This is a genomic window from Sulfitobacter sp. R18_1, assembly GCF_017743915.1.
Taxonomy (GTDB): Bacteria; Pseudomonadota; Alphaproteobacteria; order Rhodobacterales; family Rhodobacteraceae; genus Sulfitobacter; species Sulfitobacter faviae.
Window position 1 is genome coordinate 283,412 of sequence record NZ_JAGHRG010000004.1, and the last position, 23,953, is coordinate 307,364.

General features: G+C 63.1%; 19 protein-coding genes. 5 read left to right on the forward strand and 14 right to left on the reverse strand.

The window, feature by feature from the left end; all coding sequences use genetic code 11:
- Window positions 1–3 precede the first annotated feature (3 nt).
- The 10 genes from J7392_RS10825 to J7392_RS10870 all read right to left on the reverse strand — a co-directional run bounded on the left by J7392_RS10825 (window position 4) and on the right by J7392_RS10870 (window position 12,088).
- Window positions 4–1,947 carry a cellulose biosynthesis cyclic di-GMP-binding regulatory protein BcsB gene (locus J7392_RS10825; protein WP_209217549.1) on the reverse strand — a complete coding sequence of 648 codons (1,944 nt, stop codon included), beginning with the start codon at window positions 1,945–1,947 and terminating at the stop codon, window positions 4–6.
- A 12-nt stretch (window positions 1,948–1,959) separates the two neighbouring features.
- Window positions 1,960–2,295 (reverse strand): Hpt domain-containing protein, encoded by a 336-nt coding sequence (locus J7392_RS10830; protein WP_209217550.1) that lies wholly within the window; start codon window positions 2,293–2,295, stop codon window positions 1,960–1,962.
- Between the two features lie 244 nt (window positions 2,296–2,539).
- Window positions 2,540–4,840, reverse strand: coding sequence for a molybdopterin cofactor-binding domain-containing protein (locus J7392_RS10835; RefSeq protein ID WP_247744535.1), 2,301 nt, complete (start codon window positions 4,838–4,840; stop codon window positions 2,540–2,542).
- A 4-nt stretch (window positions 4,841–4,844) separates the two neighbouring features.
- Window positions 4,845–5,315, reverse strand: coding sequence for a (2Fe-2S)-binding protein (locus tag J7392_RS10840; protein ID WP_209217552.1), 471 nt, complete (start codon window positions 5,313–5,315; stop codon window positions 4,845–4,847).
- A gap of 151 nt (window positions 5,316–5,466) precedes the next feature.
- Window positions 5,467–6,213 (reverse strand): SDR family oxidoreductase, encoded by a 747-nt coding sequence (locus J7392_RS10845; RefSeq protein ID WP_209217553.1) that lies wholly within the window; start codon window positions 6,211–6,213, stop codon window positions 5,467–5,469.
- Between the two features lie 39 nt (window positions 6,214–6,252).
- Window positions 6,253–7,875 (reverse strand): ABC transporter ATP-binding protein, encoded by a 1,623-nt coding sequence (locus J7392_RS10850; RefSeq protein ID WP_209217554.1) that lies wholly within the window; start codon window positions 7,873–7,875, stop codon window positions 6,253–6,255.
- Window positions 7,872–8,711, reverse strand: a complete 840-nt coding sequence (locus J7392_RS10855; RefSeq protein ID WP_209217555.1) for an ABC transporter permease — start codon at window positions 8,709–8,711, stop codon at window positions 7,872–7,874. The genes J7392_RS10850 and J7392_RS10855 overlap by 4 nt, the downstream gene beginning before the upstream one ends.
- The gene (locus tag J7392_RS10860; RefSeq protein WP_209217556.1) at window positions 8,708–9,679 is read right to left on the reverse strand and encodes an ABC transporter permease; all 972 of its coding nucleotides are present in this window, start codon (window positions 9,677–9,679) and stop codon (window positions 8,708–8,710) included. The genes J7392_RS10855 and J7392_RS10860 overlap by 4 nt, the downstream gene beginning before the upstream one ends.
- 75 nt (window positions 9,680–9,754) lie before the next feature.
- On the reverse strand, window positions 9,755–11,329 hold the full coding sequence (locus tag J7392_RS10865; protein WP_209217557.1) for an ABC transporter substrate-binding protein: 1,575 nt from the start codon (window positions 11,327–11,329) through the stop codon (window positions 9,755–9,757).
- Between the two features lie 99 nt (window positions 11,330–11,428).
- Window positions 11,429–12,088 (reverse strand): GntR family transcriptional regulator, encoded by a 660-nt coding sequence (locus tag J7392_RS10870; RefSeq protein ID WP_247744536.1) that lies wholly within the window; start codon window positions 12,086–12,088, stop codon window positions 11,429–11,431.
- Window positions 12,089–12,211: 123 nt separating this feature from the next.
- Between J7392_RS10870 and J7392_RS10875 the strand changes: the two genes are divergently transcribed.
- The 5 genes from J7392_RS10875 to J7392_RS10895 are packed head-to-tail and all read left to right on the forward strand — an operon-like array spanning window position 12,212 to window position 18,559.
- Window positions 12,212–13,240 (forward strand): histone deacetylase family protein, encoded by a 1,029-nt coding sequence (locus J7392_RS10875; RefSeq protein ID WP_209217559.1) that lies wholly within the window; start codon window positions 12,212–12,214, stop codon window positions 13,238–13,240.
- Window positions 13,237–14,799: an acetolactate synthase large subunit gene (locus J7392_RS10880; RefSeq protein WP_209217560.1), complete on the forward strand. Its 1,563-nt coding sequence runs from the start codon at window positions 13,237–13,239 to the stop codon at window positions 14,797–14,799. Before J7392_RS10875 ends, J7392_RS10880 begins: the two co-directional genes overlap by 4 nt.
- A 17-nt stretch (window positions 14,800–14,816) precedes the next feature.
- Window positions 14,817–16,106 carry an ArgE/DapE family deacylase gene (locus J7392_RS10885; RefSeq protein ID WP_209217561.1) on the forward strand — a complete coding sequence of 430 codons (1,290 nt, stop codon included), beginning with the start codon at window positions 14,817–14,819 and terminating at the stop codon, window positions 16,104–16,106.
- Window positions 16,103–17,215 (forward strand): phosphotransferase, encoded by a 1,113-nt coding sequence (locus tag J7392_RS10890; protein ID WP_209217562.1) that lies wholly within the window; start codon window positions 16,103–16,105, stop codon window positions 17,213–17,215. Before J7392_RS10885 ends, J7392_RS10890 begins: the two co-directional genes overlap by 4 nt.
- Window positions 17,216–17,218: 3 nt before the next feature.
- Complete coding sequence (locus tag J7392_RS10895; protein ID WP_209217563.1) at window positions 17,219–18,559, forward strand: aspartate aminotransferase family protein; 1,341 nt, start codon at window positions 17,219–17,221, stop codon at window positions 18,557–18,559.
- A 10-nt stretch (window positions 18,560–18,569) separates the two neighbouring features.
- On the opposite strand, the gene J7392_RS10900 is transcribed toward J7392_RS10895, so the two are convergent.
- The 4 genes from J7392_RS10900 to J7392_RS10915 all read right to left on the reverse strand — a co-directional run bounded on the left by J7392_RS10900 (window position 18,570) and on the right by J7392_RS10915 (window position 23,637).
- Window positions 18,570–20,186: an ABC transporter ATP-binding protein gene (locus J7392_RS10900; protein WP_209217564.1), complete on the reverse strand. Its 1,617-nt coding sequence runs from the start codon at window positions 20,184–20,186 to the stop codon at window positions 18,570–18,572.
- Window positions 20,187–20,205: 19 nt separating this feature from the next.
- Window positions 20,206–21,024: an ABC transporter permease gene (locus tag J7392_RS10905; RefSeq protein ID WP_082852164.1), complete on the reverse strand. Its 819-nt coding sequence runs from the start codon at window positions 21,022–21,024 to the stop codon at window positions 20,206–20,208.
- Between the two features lie 2 nt (window positions 21,025–21,026).
- Window positions 21,027–21,983 (reverse strand): ABC transporter permease, encoded by a 957-nt coding sequence (locus tag J7392_RS10910; protein ID WP_067268104.1) that lies wholly within the window; start codon window positions 21,981–21,983, stop codon window positions 21,027–21,029.
- Between the two features lie 82 nt (window positions 21,984–22,065).
- Entirely contained in the window at window positions 22,066–23,637 is a 1,572-nt protein-coding gene (locus J7392_RS10915; protein WP_209217565.1) for an ABC transporter substrate-binding protein, read from the reverse strand.
- Window positions 23,638–23,953 lie beyond the last annotated feature (316 nt).

The following is a 23,953-nucleotide window of genomic DNA, read 5'->3' on the forward strand; positions in this document are numbered from 1 at the left end:
GGCTTACGTCTCGTCTTTGCCGCGACGCGCACGGTAGACGCGCTGGAACACGATCAGCACAAGCAGCGTCACCAGCACCCAGATGGCCCCCACGATCCAGGGTCGGTACTTGGCCAGCATCTGTGCAAGGCTGGTGCGGTCGGGGTAGACGACATCAACGAGCGGGCTGCGGTCGGTGGCGGTGGCAAGGATCACCCCCTGCTGCCCGATCAGCGCGAGATCGCCGCGGTCCAGCATCATGGGGCGTTCGGGCGTCAGCTCTGGTGCAGGGCCATTGCCAGGACGCAGCCACAGGCCACGGGTGTCGCCCCGGGTGACGATCTGCACCACGCCAAGCCGCGACAGGTCTTCGCCCGAATAGATCAGGTTGTCTTGACGGTCGCGCACCTCGATCCGGCCCTGATCGAAGGTGATCAGTGGCTCTGCATCGCCGGGGTTCTGGTCAGAGATCACGAAGAAGGGTTCATCCCCCTCAAGCGCGTCGACCGAGGCGCGCGGCAGGATGGGGGCGCGGTCGGGGATCACGCTGCCCGCGACACCTGCAAGCCACGGCAGGGTCTGCGCGAAATCAAGCGAAAGCGCGGGGTCGAGCACGACTTGAACGCCGTCGCCAAATTCTTGTCTCAGGGTAAAGAAGTCCCGATCCTGCGCTATGGAATCCGAAAGCAGCAAGGCGCTGCCGGGCAGGATTTGCGCCGGATAGCCCTGCGGTTTGAACCGGCACTCGCCGCCCGAGGGCTGGCGCTGGATCGACACCCGCAGCAGGTTATCCCGGCCCAGCAGGCCGCTCGGAACCGAAAAGGTCAACTGCTCTGGACGGCCACTGTCAAGCGGGCGGTTGCCCAACAGCGTGTCATTCAGAAAGACCGAGGCCGTCGCCCCCCGCCCTTCGGGATCGAGCGCTGCGGCGACATGGAGGTTCACGCCAGACACGCCCTTGCCCGCCGGAAGATCGGAGGATTGGAACGGAACGAAGAAGTCTTCGGTCGAGACCACGGGGCGCGGGGTGAGGTCACCCTCCAGCGCCGACAGCGGCAAACGGTCATCAAAGCGGGCCGGTTCCCCGGCCACATCGACCACGGTCGCGCCTTCGTTCGACAGGGCCGACCATTCCGAGACCAGTTGCCACAGCCCCACCTGCGGATCGCTGCCGCGCAGGTTCAAGACGGGCAGCCCGGCTTCATTGTCCACGGCCATCTCGCTCGCCGCGCCCGAGGTGGTCACGTCCAGTTCAATGACCCCTTCGGACCATGCGCCGGATGTGCTGGCCCCGTCGCCGCCAAAGGTCAGCCGCCCGGCCTCAGCGTCGAACAGCGCCGCGGCGCGGGTCGCAGCGGCCAAGGCGGCGAGGGAGTCGTTGCCCCCGATGGCCAGACGCGTGTCCGCAGGGCGCAGCCCGGCGAATGCCGCCGATGTGTCGATCTCAGACGGGTCCAATTGCAAGGTCACAGAGGAGGCCGCCGTGATCTCAAGAAAATCCCCCGAGGCGCGTTCGTCCACGCAGACCCGATCGCTGAAAGCCCCGGAATAGGACAGGCCCACGGCGATGAACCCGCCCGACACATCCTCGGGGCTGAGCGGGACCGGAACGCTCAGCCGCCCTGCCCCATTGGGCAGCGCCTGCGAGGTCACCGGACGGCCCGCGACCGAGACCTGCAAATAGCGATCCACCTCGGTGGTGGAGGCATGTTCAAGCTCAAGCTGCAAGCTGCCCGAACTCAGCGCGTCCGGGTTGGGCAGCGGGATATAAATCGTCGCATTGCCCGAAAGCAGCCGGAAGGACAGACCGTTTTGAAAGCCAAGCTCCGCCAGATCGAAAGTCCGCGCGATCAGCCCCTCTTGGACCTGCTCTGTGGGGGCGTTCGCCGCATCCTCACCCGGGGCCGTTTGGGCGTGAACCTGAAACGGCAGCAGGGCCGCCAACAAACCGATTGCGGGATACTTCATGGATAGGCTTTCTTAAATTTCTTCAGCGACACTGCGGGCATCGGCCAGAGCCGCTTCAATTATACGAATGTCATCGGTCGACAAGGGCGCAGAGGATTCATCGGCATCTTCGGCCACGCGCAGCCCCTTGCGCAGGCGATCTTCGATTTCGGCATATTCCAGCATCGCGGCATTGCCAGCCAGATCGTGCAGCATGCGGTGGACCTTGCGCGCCTTGGTCTCGCGCGAGTCAGCGCCATCCGTCTCGCGCAGCGCATCGGCCACGGCCTGCAACCGCTCCGGCATCCCTTGGATAAAGCGCTTTCGCGTCGCGGCGACGCGTTGTTCATATGTCTCGGTAGATGCCACAGATCGTCCTTCGTACCCGCCCGCAAAGAAGCCCAGATAGCTCGTTTAGATTATTGTTCGAAACCTGTCAGAATTATGGCGCAATGGGCGATTCTCTAAGTTTTTAAGCGTGAATGTCCAAAATTTGAGCCGTTGAATTTAGGCAACCGCCGCGCTGCCCAGCGAATGCGCAGCCCGCCTCACTAGCCGGCGCCCTCAGACCAAATGGAAGACGGGCGCGACATGCCGCGCCCGTCTTCTCCTATCAGCTTTCCAGCGCCGCAAGAATCGCATCGCCGGTGATCGGCAGATGACGCACCCGCGCCCCGGTGGCGTTGAAGATCGCATTGGCAATCGCCGGGGCGATGACCGTGGTGCCCGGCTCTCCAAGACCCACGGGCACTTCCGTGCTCTCCACGAAAGCGACCTCGATCTGAGGCACATCGACCATCCGCAGCGGCGTGTAAGACCCAAGGTTCAGGTCGACGACATTGCCGTCTTCGATCCGCGTGCCCTCATGCAGAGCCATGGACAGACCCCAGAGCGCCGCGCCTTCGCATTGCGCGCGCGCGCCGTCGGGGTCGACCACAGTGCCGCAATCGAAGGCCAGCCACATCTTCTCGACCGCGACGTCACCGGTTTCGGCATCCACCGCCAGTTTCACGGCGGCGGCGGTCCAAGTCGGCATGGTGCGCGATTGGCCAAAGGTGGTGGCGATCCCAATTGCCGTGCCCTCGGGCAACTCTGTCTGGCCATAGCCTGACATCTCAGCCACGCGCTGCAAAACAGCCGCTTGCCGCGACGCCCCGCCCACCGCATTGGGGGCGGAACCTGCGTTGAGACCCTCGGCCTTCAAGTGATCCAGACGGAACTGCAACGGATCGGCGCCGACTTTATGCGCCGCCTCATCCATGAAGCTTTCCACGGCGAAGTTGGTCCAGCCCGGCCCGACCGAGCGCAGCCAACCGGGGCGGAAGGTCGCATTGGCCAGATCGTTCGAGATCGCCCGCACGCGATGCGCCCCGACCGAATACCAGTGATCCGCGCCGTCGATGGCGAAGGGGTCATAGGGTTCTTCGTTGACGCCCTTGGGCATGAAGCCCGGTGCCATCACCTGCGTCGGCCAACCGGCAGCGGCGTGATGCTCCATCGCGGTGATGGCCTTGCCCTCATCGAGGGCCATGCGCAGCTTTTGCACCGAAGGCGAGCGAATGCTGTCGAACTGGGCGTCTTCCTCGCGGGAGAAGACCAGCTTCACCGGCTTGCCCACGGCCTTGGAGGCCAGCGCGGCGGGCACGATGTAATCGCCGTTCAGACGCCGGCCAAAGCCACCGCCCAGCATATAGCTGCGCATCACGATCTTGTCGGCGGGCACCTCCAGCGCGGCCGCTAGTGTCGGCAAGATCAGCGATTGCCACTGGTTGCCTGCATGGGTCTCCCAAACGCCATCGGCGTTTTGGAAGACGGTCGCGTTCACCGGCTCCATCTGGAAGTGCAGCACGGATTGCGTGGTGTATTCGGCCTCCAGCGTCTCGGCGGCGGCATCGAAGGCGGCGCGAGTCTCGGGCTGCTCGGTATGCAGGATCGACCCGGCATCGCTGTCGATCAATTCGCGAGAGCGGGCTTGGATATCGTCTTCGGAGACATCCGCCGTCTCGCCCGATGTCCAATCAACGCTGATCTCATAGGTGGCCATCCGCGCGGCATGGAGCGTCTTGCCCAGCACCACGACCCAGCCCGGCACGGTGCCCGAGGGATCGTCCAGCACCACCGTCTCAAGATAGCCTTTGACCTCTTTCGCGGCGCTGTCATCGACGGAATTCACCTTGGCGCCATAGCGCGTTGGCGGCAGCATCGGCACGCCGTAGACCATGCCGTCGACCTTGGCATCCAAACCATAGATCGCCTGCCCCGTGGTCTTCGTATCCAGATCAAGCGGATGCACGTCCTGCCCCACGAGCCGCAGATCGGCGTGAGGTTTCAGCGGCAGGGCCGCCAATTCGTCTTCGGTAAAGCTGCGGTCGAGCCCTTCGGCCACCAGATCGCCGTAGCTGATGCTCTGCGTGCCATCGGTCACGGCCCCGTGGCGCGCGGTCAGACTGGCGGGATCGACGCCCCATTTGGCCGCCGCCGCTTCGATCAGCGCGGTGCGCCCGGCGGCACCCGCCTGACGGTAGACCGGCCAGCTTTGCCAGATCGACCAGCTGCCGCCGGTGACCATCAGGCCCCATTTCTCAGCCGTGTCGACATGGGTGATATGCACATCTTCCCAAGCGACTTCCAACTCATCAGCCAGAATGCGGGCGATGGCAGTGCCGACGTGCTGGCCCATCTCGGCGCGGATGATGTTGACGTTGACCTGACCTTCGGCGTCGATCCAGTACCACATCGACGGCTCAAAGGGCTGACCATTGGGCGCGATCGGCGTGCCATCGGGCACGGCAGGGTTCATCGCGGCATTCGACGCCTGCGGGAAGCCAAAGGCAACGCCCGCGGCAGTCATCGACACCAGAAACCCGCGGCGGGTCATCTGCGGTTGCGCGTCGGAGCCTTTCAGGCGGGACATCAGATTAGCCATTGTCGGTCTCTCCCATTGCGGTTGCGGCGTCGCGCACGGCTTGGCGGATGCGCGGATAGGTCATGCAGCGGCAGAGGTTGCCGGTCATCACCGCGTCGATGTCTTCGTCGCTGGGGTTGGGCGTGTCTTTCAACAAAGACGCCGCCTGCATGATTTGGCCCGACTGGCAGTAACCGCATTGCGGTACGCGCAGGTTGCGCCATGCTTCTTGAACCGGGTGCTTGCCCTCTTCGTCCAGCCCTTCAATCGTGGTGACCGACAGGCCCTCCACGTCTCCCAGATAGGTGATGCAAGACCGTGTCGCGGTGCCGTCGATATGCACGGTGCAAGCGCCGCATGCGCCGATGCCGCAGCCGAATTTTGTGCCGGTGAGGCCGATCTCATCGCGGATCGCCCACAATAGGGGCATGTCCGGGTCGGCATCGACAGAAATCGCCCGCCCGTTCAATTCGAATTTTATCATGAGGTGGTGTCCCTTGGGGTATGCTTTGCCTGAGGGGAGCGCGCGTATAGCTGCCCTGATTTGAGGGGCTGTACATAGGTCCAATGGCTGGGGATGACAGCGCAAGACTGCCCTGATCACGCAATTGTCAGAAGGGTCGCGCGCCGCGCGGTCAGACGTGCTGGCCGCCGTTCACCTCGATCTCGGTCCCCGAGACATAGGAGCTTTTCGCGCTGCACAGGAAATAGATCGCCCGCGCGACCTCATCGGGCTGGCCGAGGCGACGCATGGGGATGTCGCGTACGATCTTGTCGGTGCCCTCGCTGAGGATCGCCGTCTCAACCTCGCCCGGGGCGATTGCGTTGACCCGCACGCCGAGGGGGCCGAAATCATGGGCCATCTCGCGCGTCAGCGCCGCCAGAGCTGCTTTGGAGGTGGCATAGGCCGCCCCGGCAAAGGGATGCACCCGCGACCCGGCGATGGAGGTGACATTCACCACCGACCCACGCCCGGCAGAAAGCTCATCCTGAAGCCCGCGCGCCAGAACCACGGAGGCGAAGAAATTCACATGAAACACCTCGCCCCATGTCCGCAGATCGGTGTCGAGCGTGCTGAGCCGCGCGCCATCCTCGCCCTTGGGCGAGACGCCCGCGTTGTTCACCAGAGCATGCAAAGGGTTACCGCCCAACAGCCTTTTGACCTGCGCGACCGCCTCTATCGTCTGGTTCGGATCGCTCAGATCGACCTGCACATGGTCCTGCGCCCCGCCCGGCCAAGGGCATTCGGGCGAGAACGCCTGCCGCGAACAGCCGATCACCCGCCAGCCCTTATCGGCGAAAGCCTTGGCCGTGGCATGGCCGATGCCCCGGCTGGCGCCGGTCAGTAGCAGCGTCTTTTGATCGTGTTCCACAGGTTTCATCGTCTGATCCATCTTGGGCGCAGCGGCTGAGGTAGCGCCCTAATCGGCCGCCGCCAGCGCGCGTTCATAGTCCTGCCCCGGAATAGCGTCGAGCAGGCTGCGCGTATAGGCGGTATCGGGGTCGTGCAGCACTTTGCTGACCGGCCCCGCCTCAACGATCTGGCCCTTTTGCATCACGATGATCCGGTCGCAGATCCGCGCCGCGACGCGCAGGTCGTGGGTGATGAAGAGCATCGACAGATGCAGCCGGGTTTTCAACTCGGCCAGCAAGTCGAGAACCTGGGCCTGAATGGAGACGTCGAGGGCCGAGACGGCCTCATCCGCGATGATGATCGACGGGTCCAGCGCCAATGCGCGGGCGATGCCGATCCGCTGCCGTTGCCCGCCCGAGAACTCATGCGGGAAACGTTTCATCGCGCTTTCGTCCAGCCCGACCAGTTCCAGCAACTCGCGCGCCTTGGCCTTGGCCTCCTTATCCGGGGTGCCATAGGCAACCAGCCCCTCGGTAAGGATGCGCGACACTCGCGCGCGGGGGTTGAGCGATGAGAACGGATCTTGAAAGATCATCTGCAACTTGCGCCGCTGCGCCCGCAGTTCTGGCCCCGACATCTCCGCGATGTCGACACCGTCCATCAACACGCGCCCCCCGTCAGGATCGAGCAGCCGCACCAAACAGCGCCCTACGGTGGATTTGCCCGAGCCGGACTCCCCCACGATGCCGATGGTTTCGCCTGCAAAAAGCTCGAAACTCACGTCTTGGACGGCCTTCACCACCCGGCGCTTGCCAAAAAGCGTGCCAGAGCCGGTGGAGAAGGTCTTTTGCAGGCCTTCGACTTTCAAAAGCGGGCTGCGTTCGACTTCTGCCGCGGCTTCGGTCTTGGTCAGCCGGGGGATCGCGTCGATGAGGGCGCGGGTATAGGGGTGCTGGGGCTTCAGCAGCACCTCTTGCGCCGGGCCCGCCTCGACGATCTCCCCCTTTTTCATGACGATCACCCGGTCGGCGATATCGGCCACCACGCCAAAGTCATGGGTGATGAAGATCACCGCCATGCCACGCTTGCGCCGCAGGTCTTCGATCAGCTTAAGGATCTGCGCCTGCGTGGTCACATCAAGCGCGGTGGTCGGCTCATCCGCGATCAGGATGTCAGGCTCCAGCGCCAAGGCCATCGCGATCATCACCCGCTGCCGCTGCCCGCCCGAAAGCTGGAAGGGATAGGCCCGGATCGCCGCTTCGGGGTCGGGAATACCCACCTCCTCCAACAGCTTGAGCGCCCGCGCGCGGCGTTCGGCCCCGGTGAGCGCGCCGTGGGCCTCGAACACCTCGGCGATTTGCGCGCCGATGCGCATCAGCGGGTTTAATGCGCTCAGGGGCTCTTGAAAGATCATCGAAATGCGGCTGCCGCGCAGTTTCAACATCTCTTTCTCAGGCAACCCAAGGATCGATTGCCCGTCAAAGGTGATGCTGCCCTTGTCGGGCAGAACCCCCTGCGGCAACAGCCCCATCACCGCATTGGCCGACATGGATTTGCCCGACCCGCTTTCGCCCACGATGCAAAGGATCTCTCCCGGGGCGAGGTCAAAGTTGATGTCCTTCGCGGCATAGAGCCGATCCGCCCCCATGGGCAGAGCGATAGACAGGTCACGGATGCTAAGCAGGGTCATTCGGATTTCCTCGTCAATCGCGGGTTCAGCGCGTCGTTCAGACCTTCGCCGATCAGGTTCAGCGCCAGCACGGTCAACAGGATCGCCATGCCCGGCAGGAAGGACAGCCACCATGCGGTGCGGATCACGGTGCGTGCAGCCCCGATCATATAGCCCCAAGACATGATGTTCGGATCGCCCAGCCCCAGAAAGGACAGCGAGCTTTCCAGCAGGATCGCCTGCGCCACCATGAGCGAGGCCAGCACGATGATCGGCGGCAACGCATTGGGCAGGATGTGGCGGGTAATGATCTGAAGATTGCCGAGGCCCGACAGGCTCGCCGCCTCGACGAACTCACGGGTTCTGAGCGACAGCACCTCGCCGCGCACCAGACGCGCGACCGGGGGCCATGACACGATGGAAATCGCGATGATCACAAAGGTCAGGCTGGGCTGGAAGATCGCCAAGAGCACGATCGCTAACGCAAAGCTCGGGATGGCCTGAAAGAACTCGGTGAACCGCATGAGCGCGTCGTCGATCCGGCCGGCGAAATACCCCGCCGCGGCCCCCACCGGCACGCCGATGGCCAGCGCCACGATGGTCGAGACCAACCCGACCAGCAGGCTCACATAAGCGCCATGGGCCAGCCCCGCCATGACATCGCGGCCAAGCGCATCGGTGCCCAGAAGCAGCCCGTCTTGGGTGAAAGGCGGCAGGAAGGGACGCTGCACCATTTTCCACGGGCTCTGCGGAAAGAGGATGGGCGCAAGGATGGCGGCGGCTATGACGAAGGTCAGGATGACCAGACCAATGACCGCGCCACGGTTATAGCTGAAACGTTTCCAAAAGCTCATCATGTCGTCAGCCTTATCCGCGGATCAACAATGACATAGATGACATCCGTGATCAGGTTGAACAGCAGCACCATGGCCGCCGAGATGTAGAAGACCCCGAGGATCACGTTGTAATCCCGCTGGTTGATCGCCTCGAACATCAGCCGCCCGATGCCGGGCCATGCAAAGACGGTCTCGGTCAGGATGGCCCCGCCAAAGATTTGCCCGGCCTGAAGCCCGGCCAGCGTGATCACCGGCAAAAGCGCATTGCGCAGGATGTGCCGCCGCTGGATCACACCGCGGTTCAGCCCCTTGGCGCGGGCGGTTTTCACAAAATCGAGACGCGAGACTTCGAGCATCGAGGCCCGCGTCATGCGCATGTAGATCGCCGTGAAGAACAGCCCCAGCGTCGAGGCCGGCAAGATCAGATGTTTCGCCACATCCAACACATGGGCGAGGCCCGTATAGCCCGCGCCGATGGTGGAATAGCCAAAGCCCGGCAACCATTCGAGCCAGACAGAGAACACCAGCGTCGCCATCAGCGCCACCCAAAACAGCGGCGTGGCATAAAACAGCAGCGCGAAGGTCGAAATAAGCGTATCACCCCACCGCCCCTGCCGGGCCGAGGCCGCGACACCGGCGGTCACGCCCAAGACCAGCGACAGCACAAAGGCCACGCTGGTCAGCAAAAGCGTGGCAGGCAGGCGGTCGCCGATCATCTCGGCCACGGGCATCTGTTGACGAAAGGAATAGCCCAGATCAAGCTGCACCGCGCCCTTGATATAAAGCCAAAGCTGCATGTAGAGCGGTTGGTCCAGCCCGAAACGCGCCCGCAGGTCTGCAAGGAATTTCTCATCCGCCGCGCCGGCTTCGCCCGCCATGACCGCCGCAGGGTCACCCGGTGCCGCATGGATCAGCAGGAAATTGAAGACAAGGATCGCCAGCAGGATAAACACTGCCTTGATCAACCTGCCCAATATGAAACGTATCACGCTATCCGCCCCGTGTTATTCTGAAATGCGCCCGAGCCGCCAAAACGGCTCGGACCTTGAGCGTTGTCGCTCTTTTTATTTGTCGATCCACACGTCGCGGAAACCGTCGTTCACGCCAAAGGCGGTGTTAACCGGGTTCTTTACGTCACAGCGGTAGATCGTGGGGAAGCCCAGTTCCAAGAGCCAGATGTTCGGCACGTCCTCGACGATCTTGTCTTGGATCTCCTTATAGGCGGCCTTGCGCTCTTCAGGGCTGGCCATCAGCGCCGCTTCGGCGAACAGTTTGTCCGTCTCGGCGTTTTGATAATTCGCCACGTTGTTCCAAGGCGAACCGGGGGCGGCATTGTCGCCCATATAGGTCCGCGAAACACCAAGTGCGGGATCGCCGTACTGGTAGAGGTAGGTAAAGGCGAGATCATAGTCGCGGTCCGCCACCTTCTGGTTCCAACCCGCCACGTCCGAGGGCACAATCTCGGTCGTCATGCCGATCTCGCTCAGGTTTTGTTTGACCGCTTCGGCCCAGCGCTGCCACGTTTCACCGTAAGGCAGGCCAAGAATGCGGATGGTTTCGCCGTCATAGCTGCTCTCTTCCAGAAGGGTTTTGGCCTTCTCCGGATCGTAGGTGATGTCCGGGGTCTCGCCATCATAGAACCGTGTGGAAGACGACAGCGGCCCGGTGGAGATTTTACCCAAACCATTCCACAGCGCGTCCTTGGCGAACTGGCGGTCGACGCCATGCATGATCGCCTTGCGCACCTTCACATCGTCGAGCGGCTTGTTGTCGTTGTTCACCCACATCCAAGACAGCGGACCGAAATATTCCCAGCCCTTGTCGGTGATGCAGGTATTCTCCATCGCCTGAATGCGCGCCACGTCGAAATTCTCGACCGAGCCGCCGGGCAGCACGTCGACCTTGCCGGTCTCATAGGCCACCGCGCGGGAGGCCGCGTCGGGGATCACATGGTAATAGACTTCGTCAACGTAGGGCTTCCCCTCCATATAGTAGTCTTCGTTCTTCACCAGATGGATGAAGCTGCCTTTTTCCCATTTGTCGAACTTGAAGGGGCCGGTGCCGATGGGCGTATTGTTCGCCTCGTTATTGGCGAAATCCGTGCCTTCATAGATGTGCTTTGGGATCATCGGCGCGGTGCCCGGCTCGAAAATACCGATGAAGGGGCCGAAGGGCTGTTTGAGGTTGAAGACCACCGTGTGATCATCGGGCGTCTCGATGCTTTCGACATGTTCCATATAGGTGCGCATCCGCGAGTGGCTTTCGCGCAGGAACTTATCCATGGAGAATTCGACATCCTCCGAGGTGAAGGGCTCACCGTCATGGAACACCACGCCCTCGCGCAGCTTAAAGGTATAGGTCTTGCCGTCTTCGGAAATCTCCCATGATTCAGCCAGCTGCCCTTCGGGCTGGAGGTCGAAATCATAGCGCAGCAGGCTTTCGTAAATATCGCCGCCGACCATCTGTGTCGGGCCGTTTTGCACAAGGCCGATCATCAGGCTGGGCGGCTCGGGCTGGATCACGACGTTAAGCGTGCCGCCGGACTTCGGCTCACCATCCTGCGCGGCCAAAGGCCCGGCCATCGCCAGCGCCAGAACGGCTGCGGTTAATTTAGTGGTTTTTAGCATGTAAATCCCCATTGGTTTTGCTGAAACTCGCCCAAGGGCAGCGTCCGATCTGACGTCGGCTTTTTGCAGTCGCTTGGGTAGTCGCCGCGCGATAGGCGGCGTCTTGATGGGTCATTCACCTGTGGTGAATGACTGGATGTATCTTATGATCCCCTCCTTTGCGTCATCAATGTCTGCGCGCATTTCCGCAGCCGCGGCCGCGGGATCGCGATTCTCACAGGCTGCAATAATTGCCTGATGATGTCGAACCAGCCCCATTTGCTCTCGCGCATAGTAACCCGCGATCAGCGGCCCCATGCGGAGCCATAGCCCGCTGAGGATGGCCAACAGGATCGGCATCTCCGCCGCCTCGACCAGCGCGAAATGGAACTCTTGATTATACTTCACCGCCTGCGGCCAGCGCCCGGCCACCGCTGCGGCCTCGTTCCGCTCCACGATCTTTTTCAGGCGGCGGATCTCCTTGGGGCCAACCATCTCAGCGGCGCGACCGGCGGCAAAGCCCTCCAGCTCGCGCCGGATGCTCGCGATTTCAAGATACTGCGCCTCTGTCAGCACCGGCACGCGCACATCGCGCACGCTGCGCTGGACCAAAGCCTCATCCCGCAAGAGCCGCTGTACCGCGTCGCGCACCGGGGTCGAACTGGTGCCCAACCGCTCTGCCAAGCCGCGAATGGTGACCTTTTCATTCGGGCGAAGCCTGCCTTCCACCAAGTCCTGACAGACCCGATCATAGATCGCATCGCCCAATGAAACTTGATTGATTTCGGCCATCGCGCCCTCATCCTTACTGGCCGACTTGCTGCCAGTTTTGATGCATGATGCATCATTTCTATTGAGCCTGCAAATTAAAACTGCAATGCTCCGCCGCAACGACATCAGACCACAGGGAATGTGATGAAAGTCTTTTTCGACGAACGCCAGCTTGGCCATGCGCCGACACATTACTTTCGGCGTGGCGCGGCGATGCCGCATCAAGAACAGCCACAACGTGCTGAAATTCTACGCGATATGTTAATCGGCGAAGGGTTTGAGATCACCAAGCCCCAAGACCACGGACTTACCCCGATCAAGGCCGTGCACAACCCTGACTATGTCGACTTCCTGCCTGACGCCCACGCCCGTTTCGTCGAAAGCGCAGGCCCAGAGGCGCTGGCCATCCCCACCATGCACCCCGGCGTGCGGCGCGGGAAAGAGCCCAAGGACATTCACGGTCAATTGGGCTGGTGGATGACCGACACCTCGACCCCGCTGACCGAAGGGTCATGGGATGCGGCCTATTGGTCCGCCCAAACCGCCATTGAGACGGCCCAAACGGTGGCGACAGGCGCCCGCGCGGCCTATGCGCTCTGCCGTCCTCCGGGCCATCACGCGATGCGCGATTGCTCGAACGGGTTTTGCTTTTTCAACAACGCCTGTATCGCGGCAGAGCACCTGACCCAGACCTACAAGAAGGTCGCGCTGATCGACATCGACGTGCACACCGGTAATGGCTCGCTCGACATCCTCTATGAACGCGGCGACATCTTCTTTTGCTCGCTGCATCCCGATCCGGCCACGTACCCCACCTTCTACCTTGGCCATGCCGATGAGACTGGCGAAGGCGACGGGGCGGGCAAATCGCTAAACCTGCTGCTGGAGCAGGGCGCGAGCCAAGATGAGGTGCTGGCCCTGCTCGACAAGGGCATCGCCGCGATCCGCGATTTCGGGGCCGAGGCGCTGGTCGTCTCGCTGGGCTTTGACATGGCCGCCGACGATCCGCTGGCCGCCGTGAATGTCTATCCCGACGGCTTTGCCGAAATGGCGCGGCGCTTGGCGGCGCTGAACCTTCCCACCGCGTTGATCCAAGAGGGCGGCTACCTTGGCCCCTCCCTTGCCGATAACGCAAAATCATTTCTCACGACATTCCGCGAGGCCACAGCATGAGCAAGACCCCCAAAGAAATGAACGGCGCGGAAAGCGTTGTGCGCAGCCTGCATGCGGGCGGGGTGGAGGTCTGTTTCGCCAACCCCGGCACCTCCGAGATGCAATTCGTCGACGCGCTGGACCGCACCAAACTGATGCGCTGCGTTCTGGGCCTGTTCGAGGGGGTGGTGACCGGCGCCGCCGATGGCTATGCGCGCATGGCCGGCAAACCAGCGGTGACCCTGCTGCACCTTGCCCCCGGTTTCGCCAATGCCGCCGCCAACCTGCACAACGCCCGCAAGGCGCGGGTGCCGATGGTCAACCTTGTGGGCGATCACGCGCTGCGGCACCAGAAATACGACGCGCCTCTGTCGGCGGATGTCGAAGGCGCCTGCGCGCCCTTCAGCGATTGGGTGCGTTCGGGCCGTGATGCGGGCAGCTTTGCCGCCGATGCGATGACCGCCCTCGCGGTCGCCCAAGGCAAGCCGGGCAAGGTCGCCACGCTGATCGCGCCCGCCGACATCGGCTGGGACGCGGGCGGCCAGATGGCCGAGGTCGTGGCCCCCGCAGCCCCTGCCCCGCTGGACGAAGCCGCGCTTGATGCCGCGGTCAAAGCCTTGGAAAGCGGTGAGAAGACCGTGCTCTTGGTCGGCAGCGGTGTGCTGGAAAACCAAGAGGCGATGGCCCTGCTGCATGGTATCGCGGAAAAGACCGGGGCCGATATCCTTGCCCCGACCTCGAACCGCCGGTTGGAGCGCGGTCAGGGGCGGTTTGCCGTCAACAAAATCCCCTATCCAATCAACGCGGCGCTCGAATGCCTTGCCCCCTACCGCCGCGCCATCCTGATCGAAACGCCGCCGCCGGTCGCCTTTTTCGCCTACCCCGGCAAGCCGAGCCTGCTGTTGCCGGTCGATTGCCATAACGTGACGCTCGCTCCCGTCGATGCGGATGGCGCCACCGCATTGGCCGCTCTGGCGGACCGCATCGGCGCAAAACCCGCCACCCCGCGCGACCACGCGCGGCCCGCGGCTCCACAGGCGGGCGGCATCAGCTTACAAAACCTCGGCGCAGCCTTGGCCAATGCGCTGCCGGAAGACGCGATCGTGGTGGATGAGGCCGTCTCCTCCGGCGGGGCCACTTTCCCGGCGGGCGACAGTGCCGCGCCGAACACTTGGCTCGCGCTAACCGGCGGGTCGATCGGCATTGGCATCCCCCTTTCCGCGGGGGCCGCCATCGCCTGCCCCGACCGCCCGGTGATCACGCTGCAGGCCGATGGCTCGGCCATGTACACCATTCAGGCGCTCTGGACCCAAGCGCGCGAGAATTCCAACGTCACCACCATCATTCTGGCCAATCAGTCCTATGAGATCCTCAAGGGCGAATTGCACAACGTCGGCGCCCAACCCGGCCCCGACGCGCTGAGCATGCTGAACCTCGACCGCCCGCAATTGGATTTCGTCGCCATGGCCAAGGGCATGGGCGTACCGGGCAAACGGGTCGAAGACATTGCCGAGTTGATGCGCACCATCGAAGAGGCCGCGAAAGAGCCCGGTCCCTTCCTCATCGAAGCGATGCTGTAACCCCGAAAGGACACGCCATGCCCCTTGATCCAGACCTCAAGTCTCGCATCCTTCAGGCTGTCGAAGACGGATTTGCCGAACAGGTGAACTTTACCCAAAAGCTCGTGCAAATGCCCTCCCTGCGCGGCCATGAACATGCGATCCAAGACCTGCTGTTTCGCAGCCTGCAAAGCCGTGGCTACGCGATGGACCGTTTCAAGATGGACCGCGCCGCGATTGAGGCGCATCCCGGTGGGTCGAAATACTCCGACGATCACTCCGACGCGCCCATCGTCGTGGGCATCCACCGCCCGCGCGATGAGCGGGGCCGCTCGCTGATCCTGCAATCGCATCTCGACGTGGTGCCCGAAGGCTTGCACGACATGTGGGACGATCCGCCCTATTCGGCCAAGATCGACGGCGATTGGATGTATGGCCGGGGCGCGGGCGATATGAAGGCGGGCGCGGCAGCGAATATTTTTGCGCTCGACGCGCTGCGCCGCATCGGGCTGCAACCGGCGGCGACCGTCTATGTGCAATCCGTGGTCGAGGAGGAATCCACCGGCAACGGCGCTTTGCAGACTTTCCTGCAAGGCTACACCGCCGATGCGGTCTTCATCCCCGAACCCGAAGAGGAAATGCTGGTCCGCGCCAACACCGGCGTTATCTGGTTTCAGGTGCAGCTGCGTGGCGTGCCCGTCCATGTGCGCGAAATGGGGGAAGGGGCCAATGCCATTGATGCTGCCACCCGCGTCATCACAGCCCTGCGCGAGCTGGAGGAGGATTGGAACGCCGAGAAGGGCCAGCATCCGCATTTCGAAGATGAGTCCCATCCGATCAACCTCAACATCGGCAAGATCGAAGGCGGCGATTGGGCCTCATCGGTGCCGTCATGGTGCAACATCGATTGCCGCGTTTCCATCTATCCGGGCCGCAGCGCCGAGGACGCCGCGCGCGAGATCACCGAGCGGGTCAAGGCCTTCGCCCAAAGCGACAACTTCCTGTCGAACAACCCGCCCAGGGTGGTCTTCAACGGTTTCCACGCCGAAGGCTATGTGCTGGAGCCTGGCAGCGAGGCCGAAGCCGTCTTGGAACGCGCCCATGAAGAGGCCATCGGCGCGCCGCTGCAATCCTTCATGACGGCGGGCTACCTCGATACGCGGGTCTATGCGCTTTACAACAAGATCCCCGCGCTCTGCTACGGGCCGAAATCGCGCAACATTCACGGGATCAATGAATCCGTCAGCCTCAGTTCGGTCAAGAAGATCACCCAAGCCATGGCGCTTTTCATCGCCGAATGGTGCGGGACCGAAGGCACCGCCCCATGACCGAGGCCGGGATCACGCCCCATGGCGGCCTGCCCCCCTTCCTCAGCGGCGTGCTGGTCGAAGAGCCCGGGGCGCAGACCGACCTGCTGGCACAAGACCCGCCCGCCTTTGACGCGGCCCGCGCAGCGGAGGTTGCGCTGCGCTGCTATGGTATCTCCGGTCAGATCGAACCGCTTGCCGCTGAAAAAGACGCGAACTTCCTGATCACCCTGACCACGGGCGAAAAGGCCCTGCTAAAGATCACCAATGCCGCCGAAGACCGTGCGGTGACCGACATGCAGACCGCAGCACTGATGCATCTGGCCGCCACCGACCCCGAACTGCCCGTGCAACGCATCTGCGCCAGCCTGAACGGCAAAGCCGCCGAGGTCGCCACCGCCGCCGATGGGCAGCCCCATGTCGTCCGCCTGATGTCCTTCCTCGGCGGCACCGTGCTCAGCAATGCGACCCCGCAACCGGGCCTCTACCGCGCCTTGGGCGATTTTCACGCGCGGGTCACCCTTGGGCTGCGCGGCTTCTTTCACCCCGCGGGCGGGCATTTCTTGCAGTGGGACATCAAACAGGCGAGCCATCTGCGCCCCCTCTTGGCAGATGTGCAGGACGCCGCGCTGCGCCAGCAATTGCAGCATAGGCTTGACCAGTTCGACGCGGAAACCGCCCCTCGATTGCCGCATCTGCGGGCGCAGATCGTGCATAATGACTTCAACCCCCATAACATTCTGGTCGACGCGCCACAGGCCCAGCACCCCGTCGGGCTGATCGACTTCGGCGATATGGTGCATACGCCGCTGGCCTGTGATCTGGCGGTGGCCTGCTCCTATCAACTCGGCCAAGGCACAGACCCGCTGGGCGCCATTTGCGAGATGGTCGCGGGCTTCGCCGCACGGCTGCCGCTGGAGGCCGAAGAGGTCGCGCTTCTGCCCAGTCTGATCCGCCTGCGCCATGCCACCACCTTGGCAATCGGCGCCTCCCGCGCGCGGCGCTATCCCGAGAATGCCCCCTATATTCTGCGCAACGCCGCCGCCTCGCAACGCGGGCTGGCCGCGCTCGACCATGTGGGCGACGCCGCCGCGATCAAAGCCCTGCACCATGCTGCGGGAACGGAGTGACCGATGACCATGATCAACGCCTATGACAGCGCCCAAGCCGAGGCCCTCAGCCCCGCCGACCGCGCCCTGATCGACCGCCGCGCCAAGGCGCTCGGCCCCGCCTACCGGCTGTTTTACGACCAGCCGCTGCATATCACGCGCAGCGAGGGTGTCTGGCTTTGGGATAAGGACGGGCGCAGATATCTCGATGCTTACAATAACGTCGCATCGGTCGGCCATTGCCACCCCCGCGTGGTCGAGGCGATCACCCAGCAGTTGGGCGTGCTGAACACCCACACCCGCTATTTGCATGAAAACGTTGTTACTTACGCCGAACGCTTGCTCGCCACCATGCCCGAGGCGCTTGGTCATGTCATGTTCACCTGCACCGGGTCCGAGGCGAATGACATCGCCCTGCGCATCGCCCGCAGCTATACCCGGCGCGAGGGCGTGATCGTGACCCGTCTTGCCTATCACGGGCTGACCGAAGCGGTGGCCGAACTCTCCCCCTCTCTGGGCGAATTCACCCCGCGCAGCCCGCGCAGCCCGCGCAGCCGGCTGATCGACGCGCCCGACACGCTGCGCATCCCCGAGGCCCAACAGGGCGCCAAACTCGCCGCCGATCTGGCCCAAGCGATTGCCGAGATGCGCGCCGATGGGATCGAGCCTGCGGCCTTCATCGTCGATACGATCTTTTCCAGCGACGGGCTGCATCCCGATCCGGCGGGGTTCCTGCAACCGGCGGTCGATCTGATCCGCGCCGAGGGGGGGCTTTTCATCGCCGACGAAGTGCAACCCGGCTTTGCCCGCACTGGCGATGCCTTTTGGGGGTTCGAGCGCCACGGGCTGGTGCCTGACATGGTCACGATGGGCAAGCCGATGGGCAACGGTTTCCCCCTTTCCGGCACCGCGATGCGGCCAGAGCTGGTGCAAGAGTTTGGCGAAAAGGCACGCTATTTCAACACCTTTGGCGGCAACCCCGTGGCCGCCGCCGCGGGCATGGCGGTGCTTGACGTGATCGCGGATGAGGGATTGCAGGACAATGCCGCCAGGGTGGGCGGCTTTCTCAAGCGCGGCTTGCAAGACATCGCCACCCGCTACTCTGAGATCGGTCATGTGCGCGGCGCGGGGTTGTTTCTGGCGGTCGAATGCGTCACCGCGCGCGAGACCAACGCCCCCGATGCCGCCCGCGCCAAATTTGTGGTCAATCATCTGCGCCAGAATGGCGTCTTGATCAGCGCCACCGGGCCGGGGGCCAATGTGCTGAAAATCCGCCCCCCGCTTGTCTTGCAGCAGGCCGAGGCGACGCTGTTCCTAGAGGCGACCGAAGCCGCCTTCGCCGCCGCGCGGGCCGAGGGGGTTTAACCCTGCGGCCCTACTGCGCCTCGCGGAGGGACCGCTCCCGTGCGCGGGCCTCGGTCAGCCATTCCGGGTCCATCTGCGGGACCGAAGTCAGCAGCCGCTTGGTATAGGCCTGCTTTGGGTCGCCAAAGATCTCATCACGCCCGCCCTGCTCTACGATCTGGCCATTCTTGAGCACGATCACCTTATGGGCAATCGCCTCTACTGTGGCCAAGTCATGGGTGATGAACATGAAGGTCAGGTCCAACTCAGTCTGCAACCGCACCAAAAGCCGCAGGATCCCTTCGGCCACCAGTTGGTCCAGCGCGCTGGTAACCTCGTCACAGATGATAAACTCGGGCTCGGCTGCCAGCGCCCGCGCGATGCCGACACGCTGCTTCTGCCCGCCCGAGAGTTCGCTGGGTTTGCGGTCAAGGAAAGCGCGGTCGAGGTCGACCAGATCCATCAGTTCCGCCACACGCGCCTGAAGCTCTTGCCCCTTGCGGCCCGTGAATTTGCGCACCGGGCGGGACAAAATCTCGCGGATATTGTGGCGCGGGTTCAGCGAGGTATCCGCCGATTGATAGATCATCTGGATATTGCGCAGCGTCTCGGCCCCGCGTTTGGCCAGTTGCGGCTCAAGCGGCGCGTCGTTCCAGAAAAACTGCCCGGCGACGGGGGGCAACAGCCCTGCGATGACCCGGGCGAGGGTTGATTTACCCGACCCGCTTTCCCCGACGACGGCTGTGGTCTGGCCGCGCGGAAAGGTGAAGTTGAGGCTGTCCAGAACCGTCATCGGCCCATAGGCCGCCGAAACCCCCTCGCAGCGAATCAGCGCCGGAGCCTCCCCCGCCTCTGCATCGGGGCGGCGGAAGGAGCGCACGGCCCAGAGCGAGCGGGTATAGTCCTCTTGCGGGGCGTCGAGCATGGTCTTGGTCGGGGCGGTCTCCACCGCCGCGCCATCCTTCATCACGCAGATGCGGTCGGCCATCTGGCTCACCACCGCCAGATCATGGGTGATATAGATCGCCGCCGTGTCATATTGCTCCACAATGTCGCGGATCGCGCCCAGCACTTCGATCTGGGTGGTGACGTCCAAGGCTGTCGTCGGCTCGTCAAAGATGATCAGGTCGGGGCGGCAGGCCATGGCCATCGCCGTCATCGCCCGCTGCAACTGGCCGCCCGACACTTGGTGCGGGTAGCGAAAGCCGATCTCTTCGGGGTTGGGCAATTGCATCTGACGGTAGAGCGCGACAGCGTCCTGCTCTGCCGCCGCGCGGCCCGAGACACCGTGCAGGCGCGGCGCTTCGGTATATTGGTCGATCAGCGTCTTGGCGGGGTTAAAGCTTGCCGCCGCGGACTGGGCGACATAGGCGATGCGCTTGCCATGCAACCGGCGCAATTGCCCGCGCCCCATGCCGATCAACTCGGTCCCGTCGAATTCGACGCTGCCCCCGGCAAAGCGCACCCCGTCGCGGACATAGCCCATCGCCGCCAAGCCAGCGGAGCTTTTGCCCGCCCCGCTTTCGCCGACAAGACCCAGCACCTCACCCCGGTCCAGTTCCAGATCGAGCCCTTTGATGATCACATTGGGCCGGGCGCGGCTGCCTGCCTCAAGCCGGAGACCGCGAATGTTCAGAAGGTTTCCCATATGCTTGGCCCCTGCTCGGTTAACTTTTCAGACCGCTGGCGCGGTGCAGCATCCAATCGACGATCAGGTTGATCGCAACGGTCAACAAGGCGATGGCCGCCGCCGGGATCAGCGGGGTGATATCGCCAAAGCTGATCAAGGTAGCGTTCTCTTTCACCATCGATCCCCAATCCGCCGTGGGGGGCTGAATCCCGATGCCAAGAAAGGACAGCGCCGCGATAAAGAGAAACACAAAGCAAAAGCGCACGCCGAATTCAGCGATCAGGGTGGACCAGATGTTGGGCAAAATTTCGCGCCGCAGCAGCCACGGCGTGCGCTCTCCGCGCAGCTTGGCGGCCTCGACGAAATCAAGACCGACGACATTCATCGCCGCCGCGCGCGACAGGCGGTAGACCGGCGCCACATAGATCACCGCGATCACCCCGACCATATTGGGGATCGAGGGGCCGACAATGGCCAAGAGCATCAGCGCCAAGATCAGCGGCGGCACGGCCATCAACACATCAACCAGCCGCGACAGGACTTCATCCAGCCAGCCGCCTTTGAGCGCGGCCAGCATCCCCAGCGTGGCCCCGACCGAAAAGGAAATGGCCGTGGTCAGCAGCGCCAGCCCAACCGTATTGCGCGCGCCAAAGATCATGCGTGACAGCATATCGCGGCCCAGATTGTCGGTGCCGAGCGGATGCGCACCACTCCACGGCAGATAGGCGTCGCCCACCACTTCCGTCTCGCCATAGGGCGCGATCCACGGGGCGAAAAGTCCGGTGATCGCCACGAGGACCAGCACCACCATGCCAAAGATCGCCGAAGGAGGCGCGGATTTCAGCAAAGATTTCATCGTTATCTCCCGTGCCGCAGACGCGGGTTCGACATGATCGAGATGATGTCGGCCAGAACGTTCAGCGTGATATAGACAGCGGCAAAGAACAGCCCCACGGCCTGCACCACCGGGAAATCCCGGCTGGAAACCGCATCGACCAATAACTGGCCCAGACCGGGGTAGGAAAAGACGACCTCAACCACCACCACGCCGACCACCAGATAGGCAAGGTTCAGCGCCACCACATTGACGATCGGCGCAAGCGCGTTGGGCAGCGCGTGTTGCAGAATGATGCGCCAGCGCGGCACGCCCTTGAGGCGGGCCATCTCGATATAGGGCGAGGCCAACACGTTGATGATGGCCGCCCGCGTCATCCGCATCATATGCGCCACGACCACCAGAATAAGCGTCAGCGCGGGCAGAAAGCTGCGATAGAGCGCGTCCCAAAGCCCGGTAGCGCTGTCGATCCGTGCCAGCGTCGGAAAGACGCCTGCTTTGATCGACAAAAACAGGATCAGGACATAGCCCACGAAAAACTCGGGCATGGAGATGGCGGAAAGCGCGGTCAGGTTGACGCCGCGGTCAAACAGCGTGTTGCGCCACAGGGCCGCCAGAAGCCCAAGGATCACCGCCAGCGGGGCGGCGATGACGGCGGCATAGACGGCCAGAAACATGGTATTGGCAAGCCGCGGGCCCAACAGCTCAGACACCTCGCGCCCCGAGGCCAGAGAGGTGCCGAAATCGCCGCGCAGCACACCGCCGAGCCAATCGAAATACCGAAGATGCGCAGGCTGATCGAGGCCAAGCTCGGCGCGAAAGGCCGCGAGGGTCGATTCAGTCGCCGATTGGCCAAGGATCTGCTGCGCCAGATCACCGGGCAAGAGTTCGATGCCAACGAACATGAGGGCGGAAACGACAAAGAGGGTCAGAATGCCGAGGGACACTCGGCCGATAACAAGCTTCTGAAGCCGGGACATTTTAAGGTTTTCTCCGGCCCGGGGCGGGCCATTGGTGCGGGAAACGGACGGCCCTTGGGGGCCGCCCGCGTGAAGCTGTGGCTTAGGACATCCACCAGCGTTCGATGAAGCGCTGGCTGTCGAGATCCCACATCTCGGACACTTCCTCGGGCATCTGAACGCTCTCGCTCATGGCCGAGACATATTGACCGAAGGCCGGGATCAGCGCGCCGCCCTGCTCTTTCACGATCTTCTGCATCTCGCCGTACATCTCAGCGCGGCGGGTCTGGTCCAGCTCGGGCCGGGCCTGCAACAGCAGCTCATTGAAGCGCTCATTTTCCCATTTGGTCTCGTTCCACTCCGCATCGGCGGCATAGCCGGTCGAGAACATGAGGTCAGGCGTCGGACGGCCACCCCAATAGGAACAGCAGAAGGGCTTTTGCAGCCAGACGTTCGACCAATAGCCGTCATCCGGCTCGCGCTTCACTTCGATGTTCAAGCCAGCAGGCCGCGCGCTTTCGGCAAAGAGAACCGAGGCATCCACCGCCCCGTTGAACGCCGCATCCGAGGTCGACAGCGTCACATCAAGGCTTTCAAGCCCCGCCTGTTTCAGGTGGTACTTCGCCCGCTCTGGATCATAGGTGATCTGCTCAAGGTCGTCGTTGTAATAGGGCATGGAGCGCGAGATCGGTTGATCGTTGCCCACGGTACCATAGCCGCGCAGAACCTTTTCGATCATGTCTTCGCGGTTGATGCCGTATTTCAACGCCATCCGCACGTTCATGTCATCGAAGGGCGCCGTGTTGGTCTGCATCGGCATGATGTAATGCAGCGTGCCGTCTTGGGTGTGGATCTTCACGTTGGGCGCGCGGCCCAGCAGGTTGATCGTCTTGAGGTCGGGCCGGTCAATCAGGTCAACCTCGCCGGTCATCAGCGCGTTCATCCGGGCCGCCGGATCGCCGACTTTCAGGATCACGACCTTGTCGAAATGCGCGCGGCCTTCTTTCCAGTAGTCATCGCGGCGCGAGAGTTCGACCCGCACGCCCGGCTCGAAGACATCGATCACATAGCCGCCGGTGCCGATGCGGCTGTTGGGGTCGATCGTGCCATCGCCGGTGTCTTGGCGAATGCCGAGGTGGTAATCATTGAAGATGAACGGGAAATCCGCGTTGCCCGCGGCCAGTTCAAAGATCACGACCTTATCGCCATCGGCGCGGATATCGGTGATCTGCTCAAGCAGCGGTTTGATACCGGATTTGGACTCGGACCCCATGTGATGGCGGATCGAAGCGATCACGTCATTCGCCGTGGCCGCCTTGCCGTCCGAGAATTGCGCATTGTCGCGCAGGCGGAAGGTCCAGGTGGCCGCATCGCTGCTGGCCTCAAAGCTCTCGGCAAGGTCGGGCTTGGCGGTGCCATCGGGGGCGATCTCGGTCAATGTGTTGAAGACCGCATAGCCGCTGGCGAACATGAAGTCATTGTTGAAGGTCGCAGGATCAAGGCTGTCGGAAGTGGAGCCTTGGGTAAAGCCCACCCGCAGAGTGCCGCCCTTCTTGGGTTGCGCCTGTGCCCGCGCCCCGTGTGGCAGGATCAGCCCTGCCCCCACGGCAGCGGCGGTCCCGGCTAGAAAGCTGCGACGGCTCGGGCCGTTTTGACGGTTTGTGAAATTGGTCATTGTATCCCCCTTTGTTTGTTTTCTTGCTCGAACGCTCTGACAAAGCGCTCTGCGTCTTGCTGCGGTGCCGCGTCATTGGCCGCCGCCCTCGCACTGGCATGGGCGCTTTGCCCTGCCGCAGGCGCGGTCGAAACACGCGGCCAAAGGATGGCGCGCGCCCCTCTGCGCTGCGATCCGTCGCGGCATTTCGCCCGCCGCAACGATCTTAGCCATAGGCATAGCCGGTTCCGACACCGGGGTATAGATACCCCGGTCGCCTGTCGCGAAGTTACGTTACGGCTAGTGATGTTTTACGGGAAGATCAAGATGTTAAGGG

Excerpts from the sequence above, each read along its gene's own strand:
- J7392_RS10825 (WP_209217549.1), bottom strand. The coding sequence starts at position 1,947 with ATGAAGTATCCCGCAATCGGTTTGTTGGCGGCCCTGCTGCCGTTTCAG.
- J7392_RS10835 (WP_247744535.1), bottom strand. The coding sequence starts at position 4,840 with ATGTCCCGCCTGAAAGGCTCCGACGCGCAACCGCAGATGACCCGCCGC.
- J7392_RS10840 (WP_209217552.1), bottom strand. The coding sequence starts at position 5,315 with ATGATAAAATTCGAATTGAACGGGCGGGCGATTTCTGTCGATGCCGAC.
- J7392_RS10845 (WP_209217553.1), bottom strand. The coding sequence starts at position 6,213 with ATGAAACCTGTGGAACACGATCAAAAGACGCTGCTACTGACCGGCGCC.
- J7392_RS10850 (WP_209217554.1), bottom strand. The coding sequence starts at position 7,875 with ATGACCCTGCTTAGCATCCGTGACCTGTCTATCGCTCTGCCCATGGGG.
- J7392_RS10855 (WP_209217555.1), bottom strand. The coding sequence starts at position 8,711 with ATGATGAGCTTTTGGAAACGTTTCAGCTATAACCGTGGCGCGGTCATT.
- J7392_RS10865 (WP_209217557.1), bottom strand. The coding sequence starts at position 11,329 with ATGGGGATTTACATGCTAAAAACCACTAAATTAACCGCAGCCGTTCTG.
- J7392_RS10870 (WP_247744536.1), bottom strand. The coding sequence starts at position 12,088 with ATGGCCGAAATCAATCAAGTTTCATTGGGCGATGCGATCTATGATCGG.
- J7392_RS10875 (WP_209217559.1), top strand. The coding sequence starts at position 12,212 with ATGAAAGTCTTTTTCGACGAACGCCAGCTTGGCCATGCGCCGACACAT.
- J7392_RS10880 (WP_209217560.1), top strand. The coding sequence starts at position 13,237 with ATGAGCAAGACCCCCAAAGAAATGAACGGCGCGGAAAGCGTTGTGCGC.
- J7392_RS10885 (WP_209217561.1), top strand. The coding sequence starts at position 14,817 with ATGCCCCTTGATCCAGACCTCAAGTCTCGCATCCTTCAGGCTGTCGAA.
- J7392_RS10890 (WP_209217562.1), top strand. The coding sequence starts at position 16,103 with ATGACCGAGGCCGGGATCACGCCCCATGGCGGCCTGCCCCCCTTCCTC.
- J7392_RS10895 (WP_209217563.1), top strand. The coding sequence starts at position 17,219 with ATGACCATGATCAACGCCTATGACAGCGCCCAAGCCGAGGCCCTCAGC.
- J7392_RS10900 (WP_209217564.1), bottom strand. The coding sequence starts at position 20,186 with ATGGGAAACCTTCTGAACATTCGCGGTCTCCGGCTTGAGGCAGGCAGC.
- J7392_RS10905 (WP_082852164.1), bottom strand. The coding sequence starts at position 21,024 with ATGAAATCTTTGCTGAAATCCGCGCCTCCTTCGGCGATCTTTGGCATG.
- J7392_RS10910 (WP_067268104.1), bottom strand. The coding sequence starts at position 21,983 with ATGTCCCGGCTTCAGAAGCTTGTTATCGGCCGAGTGTCCCTCGGCATT.
- J7392_RS10915 (WP_209217565.1), bottom strand. The coding sequence starts at position 23,637 with ATGACCAATTTCACAAACCGTCAAAACGGCCCGAGCCGTCGCAGCTTT.